Annotated in this window: 8 protein-coding genes; 6 read left to right on the plus strand and 2 right to left on the minus strand. The window is 59.2% G+C overall.

From position 1 onward, the window contains the following. Window positions 1–32: 32 nt before the first annotated feature. The 6 genes from K7A42_RS09665 to clpB all read left to right on the plus strand — a co-directional run bounded on the left by K7A42_RS09665 (window position 33) and on the right by clpB (window position 9893). The gene (locus K7A42_RS09665) at window positions 33–1310 is read left to right on the plus strand and encodes an aspartate kinase (protein ID WP_006698035.1); all 1278 of its coding nucleotides are present in this window, start codon (window positions 33–35) and stop codon (window positions 1308–1310) included. Between the two features lie 174 nt (window positions 1311–1484). After that, window positions 1485–3752: a phosphoenolpyruvate--protein phosphotransferase gene (gene ptsP / locus K7A42_RS09670; RefSeq protein WP_112556664.1), complete on the plus strand. Its 2268-nt coding sequence runs from the start codon at window positions 1485–1487 to the stop codon at window positions 3750–3752. Between the two features lie 29 nt (window positions 3753–3781). Next, window positions 3782–4861, plus strand: a complete 1080-nt coding sequence (gene prfA, locus K7A42_RS09675) for a peptide chain release factor 1 (RefSeq protein WP_004437995.1) — start codon at window positions 3782–3784, stop codon at window positions 4859–4861. Beyond that, entirely contained in the window at window positions 4858–5727 is an 870-nt protein-coding gene (gene prmC / locus K7A42_RS09680) for a peptide chain release factor N(5)-glutamine methyltransferase (protein ID WP_035210709.1), read from the plus strand. The genes prfA and prmC overlap by 4 nt, the downstream gene beginning before the upstream one ends. Window positions 5728–6122: 395 nt before the next feature. Then, entirely contained in the window at window positions 6123–6905 is a 783-nt protein-coding gene (locus K7A42_RS09685) for a DUF4167 domain-containing protein (RefSeq protein WP_112556662.1), read from the plus strand. A 363-nt stretch (window positions 6906–7268) separates the two neighbouring features. Beyond that, window positions 7269–9893, plus strand: a complete 2625-nt coding sequence (gene clpB, locus K7A42_RS09690; RefSeq protein ID WP_006698032.1) for an ATP-dependent chaperone ClpB — start codon at window positions 7269–7271, stop codon at window positions 9891–9893. Between the two features lie 67 nt (window positions 9894–9960). Here clpB and K7A42_RS09695 read toward each other — a convergent pair whose 3' ends face one another. Further along, window positions 9961–11907, minus strand: coding sequence for a M23 family metallopeptidase (locus K7A42_RS09695; protein WP_006698031.1), 1947 nt, complete (start codon window positions 11905–11907; stop codon window positions 9961–9963). A gap of 166 nt (window positions 11908–12073) precedes the next feature. Beyond that, a partial coding sequence (locus K7A42_RS09700; RefSeq protein ID WP_282455079.1) for a hypothetical protein occupies window positions 12074–12370 on the minus strand: 297 nt, incomplete at its 5' end.

Raw genomic sequence — 12370 nt, forward strand, 5'->3', positions numbered from 1 at the left:
GGCGGGAAAATGGGATGGTACTGGTCAAGGCTATGGCTCGCATTGTCATGAAATTCGGCGGCACGTCCGTCGCGAACCTCGAACGCATTCACAATGTCGCCCGGCATGTGAAACGCGAAGTGGATGCCGGCCATGAAGTGGCCGTGGTCGTTTCCGCCATGTCCGGTAAAACCAACGAACTGGTTGACTGGGTGCAGAACGCAGCAAAGATTACGGGGAGCAATGCCGCCTCCTTTTATGATGCGCGCGAATATGACGCGGTTGTTGCATCCGGCGAGCAGGTGACGTCAGGTCTTCTGGCGATCACGCTGCAATCCATGGGCATCAATGCGCGCTCCTGGCAGGGCTGGCAGATCCCGATCCGCACCGATAATGCGCATGGCGCCGCCCGCATTCTCGAGATTGACGGCTCGGATATCGTGAAACGCATGGGCGAGGGCCAGGTTGCCGTTGTTGCCGGTTTCCAGGGCATCGGTCCCGATAACCGCATTGCAACGCTTGGCCGCGGCGGCTCCGACACCTCGGCCGTTGCCATTGCCGCTGCCGTGAAGGCGGATCGTTGCGACATCTATACGGATGTCGATGGCGTCTACACGACCGATCCGCGCATCGAGCCCAAGGCTCGCCGCATGAAAAAGATCGCCTTCGAGGAAATGCTCGAAATGGCGTCGCTCGGTGCCAAGGTCCTGCAGGTCCGCTCGGTCGAGCTTGCCATGGTACACAAGGTGCGCACCTTCGTTCGCTCCAGTTTCGAGGATCCCGATGCGCCGGGCATGGGCGACCTCATCAACCCGCCCGGTACTTTGATTTGTGACGAGGATGAAATCGTGGAACAGGAAGTCGTAACCGGCATCGCCTATGCCAAGGATGAAGCACAGATCTCGCTGCGCCGCGTGGCCGACCGTCCGGGCGTCTCCGCCGCGATCTTCGGGCCTCTGGCGGAAGCGCACATCAATGTCGACATGATCGTGCAGAACATTTCCGAAGACGGTTCGCGCACCGACATGACCTTTACCGTTCCTTCGGGCGACGTTGCCAAGGCGCTTAAGGTTCTCGATGACAACAAGGCCCAGATCGGCTTCGACGTTGCACAGAACGAAACCGGCCTCGCCAAGGTTTCGGTCATCGGCATTGGCATGCGCAGCCACGCGGGCGTTGCCGCCAGCGCATTCAAGGCACTGGCCGAGAAGAACATCAACATCAAGGCGATCACCACGTCCGAGATCAAGATTTCGATCCTGATCGATGGCGCCTATGCCGAACTTGCGGTTCGCACTTTGCATTCTGCTTACGGCCTCGATAAGAGCTAAGCCGAGACATCGGTTCCCGATGCTCCGATTCTTCGGAGTTGCGTTCTTCCGATGTGGCGTTTCATGAAAGCGTGTCCCTTGCGGGACGCGCTTCTCGCGCTATAAATTTTTAAATGACGTTTTGATTCCCGAATATTATGACATTCGGATCGGAAGCGTCGGGGAGCAAACGCGATGAGAGACCTTTCCGCAGGTCCGCGCGTCCTGCTCAAGCGGCTGCGCGAAATGATGGCGGAGCACCTTGAACCGCAGGACCGCCTTGACCAGATCGTCCGTCAGATCGCCGGCAACATGGTGGCGGAGGTTTGCTCGGTCTATGTGCTGCGTTCCGACAGCGTGCTTGAGCTTTATGCGACGGAAGGTCTCAACAAGGATGCCGTGCATCTTGCCCAGCTGAAAATGGGGCAGGGTCTTGTCGGCACCATTGCCGCTTCCGCCCAGCCGCTCAATCTTTCCGATGCGCAGGCGCATCCCGCATTCCGCTATCTTCCTGAAACCGGTGAGGAAATTTATCATTCCTTCCTCGGCGTGCCAATTTTGCGCTCCGGTCGCACTCTTGGCGTTCTTGTGGTCCAGAACAAGGCCAGCCGAACATACCGGGAGGATGAAATTGAAGCGCTCGAGACAACCGCGATGCTTATCGCTGAAATAGTGGCGAGCGGCGAGTTGAAGAAGATCACACGCCCCGGTGTCGAGCTGGACCTGACGCGTGCCGTCTCCATCGACGGCGACGCCTATGGCGAAGGCATCGGTCTTGGCCATGTGGTGCTGCACGATCCGCGCATTGTCGTTACCAACCTGCTGAACGAAGATGCGGACACGGAAATCCGTCGCCTTGCCGATGCTATCGGCTCGCTGCGGCTCTCCATCGATGACATGCTGCAGCGCCGTGACGTGCCGACCGAAGGCGAACACCGCGAGGTTCTCGAGACCTACCGCATGTTCGCCCACGATCAGGGCTGGGTGCGACGCATGGAAGAAGCGATCCGCAACGGCCTGACGGCGGAAGCGGCGGTCGAGAAGGTGCAGAGCGATACCAAGGCGCGTATGATGCGTCTCACCGATCCTTATCTGCGCGAACGTATGCATGATTTCGACGATCTCGCCAACCGGCTGCTTCGGCAGCTCATCGGTTTTGGCGGTCGTGGTCCGGAACAGGATTTCCCGCTCGATGCCATCGTGCTGGCCCGCGCCATGGGGGCGGCCGAACTCCTGGATTATCCGCGCGAAAAACTGCGTGGTCTGGTGCTGGAAGATGGCGCGGTGACCAGCCATGTCGTCATTGTGGCCCGCGCCATGGGCATTCCGGTTATCGGGCAGGCGACGGGCATTGTCGCGCTTGCCGAAAACAACGATCCCATCATCATCGATGGCGATGACGGCCAGGTGCATTTGCGTCCGATGTCGGATCTGCAACGCGCCTATGAGGAAAAAGTGCGTCTGCGTGCCCGCCGGCAGGAGCAGTTCCGCGCACTTCGCAATGTCGAACCGATCACCAAGGACGGCCAGAAGGTCAACCTCAAGATGAATGCTGGTCTTTTGGTGGATCTGCCGCAGCTGGATGAATCGGGTGCCGATGGCATTGGACTGTTCCGTACCGAGCTGCAATTCATGATCGCTTCCAACATGCCGAAGGGTGAGGAACAGGAGGCCTTCTACCGCTCCGTCCTGCGGCAGGCGAAGGGCAAGAGCGTTACCTTCCGCACGCTCGATATTGGCGGCGACAAGGTCGTTTCATATATGCGCGGCCAGGAGGAGGAAAACCCGGCGCTTGGCTGGCGGGCGATCCGCCTGTCGCTCGACCGGCCGGGGCTGATGCGCACGCAGATGCGCGCGCTTCTGCGTGCCGCTTCCGGTGCAGAACTGCGCATGATGTTGCCGATGGTGACGGAAGTGTCCGAAATCCGCGCTGCACGCGACCTGCTGCAAAAGGAAGTACAGCATCTTTCGAAATTCAGCCATGCGCTGCCAAAAAAGCTGCAGTTCGGCGCCATGCTGGAGGTGCCGGCGCTGATGTGGCAGCTCGATGAGCTGATGCAGGAGGTGGATTTCGTCTCCGTGGGTTCGAATGATCTCTTCCAGTTCTCGATGGCTGTGGATCGCGGCAACGCCCGTGTTTCGGATCGCTTCGACAATCTCGGCAAGCCGTTCCTGCGCATGCTTCGCGATATCGTGCGGGCGGGCGAAAGGCATCAAACTTCGGTTACGCTGTGCGGTGAAATGGCGAGCAAGCCACTTTCGGCAATGGCTCTTATCGGGCTTGGATTCCGTTCGATTTCCATGTCGCCGACGGCGATCGGCCCCGTGAAGGCCATGCTGCTCGGGCTCGATGCCGCAAGTCTTGCCGAAGAGTTGAATGCGGCGCTGGATGATCATAATTCGCTGGAAAGCGGGCGCGAGGTGTTGTTACGCTTTGCGGCGACGCATTCCATTCCCATTTAAAAAGAACTGTTTCATAATTGGAGTGACTGGTGGCGAAGCTTCCCGTCGAAAAAATGCGCGAGTTGGAAAGACGTTTCGGCGAGATCGAAGCGCGTATGTCGGCCGGGCCTGCTGCGGATGTCTATGTGAAGCTCGCTTCGGAATATTCCGAGCTCGAGCCGGTGGTGAAGAAAATTCGCGAATACGAGAAGGCGATCTCTGAGGCCGCCGATCTCGAAGCGCTGCTTGCCGACAAGACGACCGACAAGGATATGCGCGAACTGGCGGAAATGGAGCTTCCGGAGATCGAGAGCCGTATCGAAGAGCTCGAGAAGGACATGCAGGTCCTGCTGCTGCCGAAGGATGCTGCGGACGAAAAAAGTGCGATCCTCGAAATACGCGCCGGGACCGGCGGTTCCGAGGCGGCACTATTTGCCGGCGATCTGTTCCGCATGTATGAGCGCTTTGCTGCTTCCAAGGGCTGGAAGGTGGAAGTGCTCTCCGCAAGCGAGGGTGAAGCCGGCGGTTATAAGGAAATCATCGCCACGATCAGTGGGCGAGGGGTGTTCTCCAAGCTGAAATTCGAGTCCGGCGTTCACCGGGTGCAGCGCGTGCCGGAAACGGAAGCAAGCGGCCGCATCCACACGTCTGCGGCCACCGTCGCGGTGCTGCCGGAAGCGGAAGAAATCGATATCGAAATCCGCCCGGAAGACATCCGCATCGATACGATGCGTGCGTCGGGCGCCGGCGGCCAGCACGTCAACACCACCGATTCCGCCGTTCGCATCACCCATTTGCCGACAGGGCTGATCGTGACGAGCTCGGAGAAATCGCAGCATCAGAACCGCGCCAAGGCCATGCAGGTTCTTCGTTCACGGCTTTACGATATCGAGCGCCAGAAGGTGGACAGTGAACGTTCGGCCGACCGCAAGAGTCAGGTGGGCTCCGGCGACCGCTCCGAGCGCATCCGCACCTATAATTTCCCTCAGGGCCGTGTCACCGATCACCGTATCAATCTCACGCTCTACAAGCTGGACCGGATGATCGAAGGCGAGATTGATGAGCTCGTGGATGCGCTGATCGCCGATTATCAGGCGGGGCAGCTGGCGCAACTCGGCGAGCAGCATTGAGCGCGCCGGCCGGGGCCACTGTCGCAAGTGAACTTGCCGCGGCCCGCAAGCGGCTGCAGGCGGCAGGGATCGCCGATCCACTTCTCGATGCGCGTCTCCTGATTGCCGAAGTCGTCGGTTTTTCGTTGACCGACTTCGTGATGAAGCCGGACCGGTCGCTCACGACCGAGGAGCAAGCCCGAATTGATGCGATGGTTGAAAGACGCGCCGCCGGCGAGCCTGTTCACCGCATCCTGGGCCATCGGGAGTTTCATGGCCTGGATCTTCTTTTGTCGAGGGAAACGCTCGAGCCGCGCCCTGATACGGAGGTTCTGGTAGACACGCTGCTGCCTGCCTTGAAGGCTGCCGTTTCAGCCAGGGGCAGCGCGCGTATTCTCGATCTGGGCACAGGCACGGGGGCGATCTGTCTCGCGCTTTTGAAGGAATGCCCGGAGGCGACCGGTGTCGGCAGCGATATCTCCGCCGACGCGCTGGAAACAGCCTCGAGAAACGCATTCCGAAATGATCTCGGCGGTCGTTTCGAACCCGTTCAAAGCGACTGGTTCGAAAAAATCTCTGGCCGCTTTGACATAATTGTGTCGAATCCGCCTTATATAAGAAGCGATATCGTCGCAACGCTTGACCGAGAGGTTCGTCATCATGATCCTCTGGCGGCGCTGGATGGAGGTCAGGACGGCCTTGCACCGTACCGCCTCATCGCTGCCGAAGCAGGCCGCTTTCTTGTGGAAAACGGGATTGTCGGTGTGGAGATCGGTTTCGATCAAAGGCTTGATGTTTCCGCTATATTTTCTTCCCACGGCTTCTCTCTTCTGGACGCCGTGAAGGATTATGGCGGTAATGATAGAGTTTTGACCTTCCGGAGATAGTTGACGGCGATATGTCTGCGGAATTTTTTGCAAGGATATTTTGCACAGCAAAAGAAAAGGCTTGGATTTCCGCGGGAAGCGGGATAGTTTGCGGCCACATGCCGGGTGGCTGAGGACGAACTGAGATTCGTCAGGGTATGGGTCAGTCCCGAAGCGGGTTCTTTAAAGAGCCCTGAAAGGCTGGGCGTTTCCGGCATGTGAATCAGTAAACTTTGTTCGCAGACGGCTCGGTGCAGCATTTGCGCGACCGGTCGTCTTACGCGAGGTCTTGTCCGGAGGTATCTCGGCAGGGCGCGTGATGGAGCAATTTCAGGAAAAATTTCCAGCGGTTTTCCGCCCGGAATTGCATGAAAACAACCAGATTATCAGCAAAACAGAATTCAGGTGAGCAATTGATGAGGCCAGGACAGCAAAACAAGCGCGGCCGGGGGCGTGGAAACAACAACAATAATAATGGTGGCGGTAACAACAACTTCAACCGCAAGGGCGGTAACCCGCTGACCAGGACTTATGACAGTTCCGGCCCCGATGTTAAAATCCGTGGCACAGCCCAGCACATAGCGGAAAAATACGCGGCTCTGGCGCGCGACGCACAGAGTTCCGGCGACCGCGTGATGGCTGAAAACTATCTGCAGCACGCTGAACATTATAACCGCATCATCGCGTCGGCTCAGGCGCAGATGCAGGAACGCTTCCAGCGCGACGACCGCGGCGAGTATAATGCCGCCGATGCCGACGAGATGGATGTGAACGATGGTGACGAAGGCGCCATTGCACCGCAGCATCAGGCCGAACAGGCCGAGCGCGCGCAGCAGCCCGAACGCCAGGAGCGCGCCGAACGGAACGAGCAGCGCCAGGAGCGCCGTGACCGTCCCGACCGCCGTGAGCGGCAGGAGCGTCAGCCACGCCAGCAGGTGAGCGCAGATCAGCAGCCTCCGGTTTATGACGCCAGTCAGGCGCCGCAGCCCGTCATCGAGGGTACGCCAATGGAGGTGGCCGTCGAAGAGGAACAGCAGCAGGCGGAAGCTCCAGCCGAACGCGCACCGAAGACGCGCCGGGCGACCGGTCCGCGCCAGCGCCGTCCACGTCGCACTGCGGCTGCCGAAGGTGCCGAAGGTGAAGATGCAGGAGCCGGTGAAGAGGCCGCTCCCGCCACGCTTGAAAACGCCGCGGAATAACAGCGCAGGCAGACATGCCCCAGACTGAAAAACTCCGGCTCGCCGGAGTTTTTTTATTTTGGCGCGCCAAAGTCTATGGCTGCGCGCGCCAGCATGGCTAGCAGGGTGAAGCTGACGCCCGTCAACTTCCTGGGAAAATTTCTCGACGGCCGGATTTCTTCCCCTTTAAACCGATGAAAATGCCTCCCATATTCGAGCAGGATGGAAGGTTGCCGACACTGCTGGCGACCGACCATCGAGAGGCGGCGATCGTGAAATCCTTAAACACGACTGTCGTAGCGGGGCTTGCCTTTTGAGGGAGCCTCAACCCTAACACCCGGAGCCGTGCCGAAAGCGGGCGGGCCGGTCTATGGAGGTTCGACTATGAATATTGAAAAATACTCCGAGCGCGTTCGCGGTTTTCTGCAATCGGCGCAGACCTTTGCGCTGGCCGAAAACCATCAGCAGTTTTCGCCCGAGCATGTTCTCAAGGTGCTGCTCGATGACGAGCAGGGTATGGCGGCATCGCTGATCGAGCGGGCTGGCGGCGACGCGAAAGAAGCGCGTCTTGCCAATGATGCCGCGCTGGCAAAATTACCCAAGGTATCCGGTGGCAATGGCGGCCTTTCGCTGACGGCTCCCCTTGCAAAGGTGTTTTCCACCGCCGAAGACCTGGCCAAAAAGGCTGGCGACAGTTTCGTGACCGTCGAGCGTCTTCTGCAGGCGCTTGCGATTGAAAGCTCTGCTTCCACTTCGGCTTCCCTGAAGAAGGCCGGCGTGACGGCGCAGGCGCTCAATCAGGTCATCAATGATATCCGCAAGGGCCGCACGGCTGACAGCGCCAATGCCGAACAGGGCTTTGACGCGCTGAAGAAATTCGCGCGCGACCTGACCGAAGAGGCCCGCGAAGGCAAGCTGGACCCTGTTATTGGCCGCGACGATGAAATTCGCCGTACCATTCAGGTGCTGTCTCGCCGTACCAAGAACAATCCCGTGCTGATCGGTGAACCTGGCGTCGGTAAGACGGCGATTGCCGAAGGCCTCGCCCTGCGCATCGTCAATGGCGATGTGCCCGAAAGCCTCAAAGACAAGAAGCTGATGGCGCTCGATATGGGCGCGCTGATCGCAGGTGCGAAATATCGCGGTGAGTTCGAAGAGCGACTGAAGGCTGTCCTCAACGAGGTGCAGTCTGAAAATGGCGGCATCATCCTCTTCATCGATGAAATGCATACGCTGGTCGGCGCCGGTAAGGCGGATGGGGCGATGGATGCCTCCAATCTGCTGAAGCCCGCGCTTGCCCGCGGTGAGCTGCACTGCGTTGGCGCCACCACGCTCGACGAATATCGCAAGCATGTGGAGAAGGATCCGGCCCTTGCCCGCCGTTTCCAGCCCGTGCTGGTGGATGAACCGACCGTTGAGGACACGATCTCGATCCTGCGCGGGTTGAAGGAAAAATACGAACAGCACCACAAGGTCCGTATCTCGGATTCGGCCCTGGTTGCGGCTGCGACGCTTTCCAATCGCTATATCACCGACCGTTTCCTGCCGGATAAGGCAATCGACCTGATGGACGAAGCCGCGTCGCGTCTTCGCATGCAGGTGGATTCCAAGCCGGAAGAACTGGACGAACTGGATCGCCGCATCATCCAGCTCAAGATCGAGCGCGAAGCCCTGAAGCAGGAGACGGACCAGTCTTCTGTCGACCGGCTCAAGAAGCTCGAGGATGAACTGGCGGATACGGAAGAGAAGGCCGATGCGCTGACGGCCCGCTGGCAGGCGGAAAAGCAGAAGCTCGGCCACGCCGCCGATCTCAAGAAACGGCTGGACGAAGCTCGCAACGAACTGGCGATCGCGCAGCGCAACGGTCAGTTCCAGCGCGCTGGTGAATTGACCTACGGCATCATTCCGGGGATCGAAAAGGAACTGGCTGCAGCGGAAGCGCGGGACAGCAGCGGTGCCGGTTCGATGGTTCAGGAAGTGGTGACGGCGGACAATATCGCGCATGTCGTTTCCCGCTGGACAGGTATTCCGGTTGACAAGATGCTCGAAGGCCAGCGCGAAAAGCTGTTGCGCATGGAAGACGAACTTGCCAAGTCCGTTGTCGGGCAGGGTGAGGCCGTTCAGGCCGTGTCCAAGGCGGTTCGCCGTTCGCGTGCCGGCCTGCAGGATCCCAACCGGCCGATCGGTTCGTTCATCTTCCTGGGCCCGACGGGCGTGGGCAAGACCGAGCTGACCAAGTCGCTGGCCCGCTTCCTGTTCGACGACGAAACCGCGATGGTTCGCCTCGACATGTCGGAATATATGGAGAAACACTCCGTTGCCCGGCTCATCGGTGCGCCTCCCGGCTATGTCGGTTACGAGGAGGGCGGCGCTCTGACGGAAGCGGTTCGCCGCCGGCCTTATCAGGTTGTGCTGTTCGACGAGATCGAAAAAGCGCATCCGGATGTCTTCAACGTCCTGCTGCAGGTGCTGGATGATGGCCGCCTGACGGATGGCCAGGGCCGCACCGTCGATTTCAAGAACACCATCATCATCATGACCTCGAACCTCGGTTCGGAATTCATGACGCAGATGGGTGACAATGACGACGTGGATTCGGTTCGCGAACTGGTGATGGAGCGTGTCCGGTCGCATTTCCGGCCGGAGTTCCTCAATCGTATCGATGATATCATCCTCTTCCATCGCCTGCGGCGGGACGAGATGGGTGCCATCGTGGAAATCCAGTTGAAGCGGCTCGTTTCGCTGCTGGGAGACCGCAAGATTTCGCTCGAACTGGATGAGGATGCCCGTAACTGGCTTGCCAACAAAGGCTACGATCCGGCCTATGGCGCGCGTCCGCTGAAGCGGGTGATCCAGAAGGCGGTTCAGGACAGGCTTGCGGAAATGATCCTTGGCGGGGAAATCCCCGATGGTTCGCGGGTCAAGGTGACCTCTGGAACCGACCGGCTGCTGTTCAAGGTCAAGCCGCCAAAAGCCGAGGCCGACACTGAGGCCGCCGACGCTGCATAAAAAAAGGGCTCCGGAAACGGGGCCCTTTCCTATAAGCGGACTCTGTTGATCTGAAATCCCCTGCCGATCAGCGGCTTGCCACCTGATTGGACTTTTCTTCGATATTCAGCAGATTGTCGATGCGTTTTCTCTCGTCGGAGAAACGCGCCAGCGCCTCGCCGGAAAGCGATTTGCCGCCCGGCAGACGCACCTTCATCGCGTCCACCTTGGTGCCGTTGACGATCAGCTCGTAGTGCAGATGCGCGCCGGTCGAAAGACCGGTCGACCCCACATAGCCGATGACCTGACCCTGCCGGACCTTTGCCCCCTCGGTGACCCCCTTGGCGATCGCGCTCTGGTGGTTATAGGAAGAGACATAGCCATTGGCATGGCGGATCAGGGTCTGGTTGCCGTAACCGGAAGCCCATCCGGCCTTCTCGACAGTGCCGTTACCCGTTGCGATAATCGGCGTGCCCCGGGCGGCGGCCCAGTCTGTTCCCGTATGCATACGGCTGAATTTCAGCACGGGATGGCGGCGCATCCCGAAACCGGAGGTCATGCGGCCGTTTGGAACCGGGTTGCGCAACAGGAACTGCCGGATGCTTTTGCCGTTTTCATCGAAATAATCGATGCTGTTGTCTTCCGGATTCTGGAACCGGTAAAAGCGTGTCTCGTTGTCGCCGAACTTGGCATTGACATAGAGCAGCTCCGACTTGTCCGTCGCCTTGCCATCCGCATCTTCCACGGAGAAGAAGGCTTCGAGCGTATCCGCGGGCTTGAGCTGCGCCTGGAAATCGACGCTGCTGGCCAGAAGCTTGATCAACTGCGAAACCATGCCCTGGTTCATGCCGTAAGCAAGCGCGGCGCGGTACACCCCGTCATAGACGCTTGGCAGATCGCGCCCCGCCGCAGGTGCGGGTGTGCTGTCAAAGGCGGTCGCCACCGCGTCCAGTTTCGGTGGTTCGCTGGCCTTGATGAAGCGCTTGCGGTCATCGACGGCCATGGTGACCATGTGGCGGCCCTTGCGGTAAAGGCTCACGCGCACGATATCGCTTTTCTCGTCTTCCTGAAGGATGCCGACGCGCAGCACGTCGCCGCTTTCCACATTGTTCGACTGGATTTGCGGTGCCAGCAGGCCGGCAATCTCCGAAGACTGTGCCTTCGAATAACCCGCGCCGAAAAGCGCGGCCTCGATGGTTTCGGTCTGGCGGGCCGGGATCACGTCATCGGCATATTCCTTGACGGGAACGGAGGCCGATTGTGGTGTCGAGACCGACATGTTCTGTTCGACGACGCGGGCGGCCAGGCCGGCGGTGATGTCGACGTCGCCTTCGTCATTATCGAAACGGCGTGGATCGATGTAATAAAGCGCGGCAAGCTGTTCGTTGCCGTCCGTCAGGATCGAGCCGTTGGAACGCACGGCTTCCTCCACCTCATCGAAGCTCAGCGAGCCGGCGAAGGGGAATTTGGAATGCTGCACGGGAAAGGCAACGGTCTTCAGGCTGACTTCGGATTCGACCTCGGAACCGTAAATCGTTCCCGTCCTGCTCGGTGCGGGTGCCGATGCGTCCTTGTCGTCATTGCTGGCGAAGATATTGAGGGGATCGAAGGCTGGATAGTCGTCCTGCTTGGCGTAATTTGCCGCAAGCGGAATTTTCACGTGGGAGAATGGCACCTTTCGGACCACTTCCTTGTCGCCTTCGTTGATGACGGTCGAGACTTCCATGATCGAGCGGTCAGACGGTCGCGCGGCAATATTCGGTGCCACGAGGCGCGTGCCGCGACGGGCTGCCTCCGTCACGTTGTTGCCCATATCCGCCTTGGCGAAGGCTTCGGCGGGGATGGCAAGCTGCTGACGTCCGTCTAGAGCGGCAAACAGGGCCACACCCATCAATATGGAAGAGGTAATACCAGTGAGGAACGTGCCGGAAAGCCATCGAAGCGAAATTTCGCGGCGATCGGGTGCACGTCGCCCTTCCGCCAGAATTGGCGGTTCCGTGCCTAGCGACCGGATCACGTTGCGATCCGCAGTCATACTGGCTGTGCCCCGTCGGTCATGCGCTCTCCAGAAACTTCAGGCGAAGATGTGCAACTTTCAAAGCCGCGAGTCAAATCCATCGACACCATGGCTAAAGGTTTGCAGCGTGCTTTATAGGATATGCGCAGGCATGCCCCATGTTAACGCTTCGTTGACAAACCAATTAGTGAGGAACCGGGCCAAAAGAAGGCACGCCCCGGTTCTTGCGGGCCGTCGGGATCTTCTCCTGTGCAAAATCGCTGCGTTTAACAGGGCCCCGTCGTCCGGCATTTCCAGGAAACCGAAATAACATATTAAATCCAGATACTTGTCGAATTTTCTGAGTTTTTCGAATTTGGCCTGTTGACTTGTTCGGTGGGGTTCTCTTATAAGTCCGCTCACTGAACGAGGGCGGCGGCGCTGCTGGCGACGAAGTCTTTCGTTCTAAATAAATCAAGGAATGAGCTGGTTGCTTGTTTGG

The organism is Agrobacterium sp. InxBP2 (assembly GCF_026191755.1).
GTDB classification, from domain to species: Bacteria; Pseudomonadota; Alphaproteobacteria; order Rhizobiales; family Rhizobiaceae; genus Agrobacterium; species Agrobacterium pusense.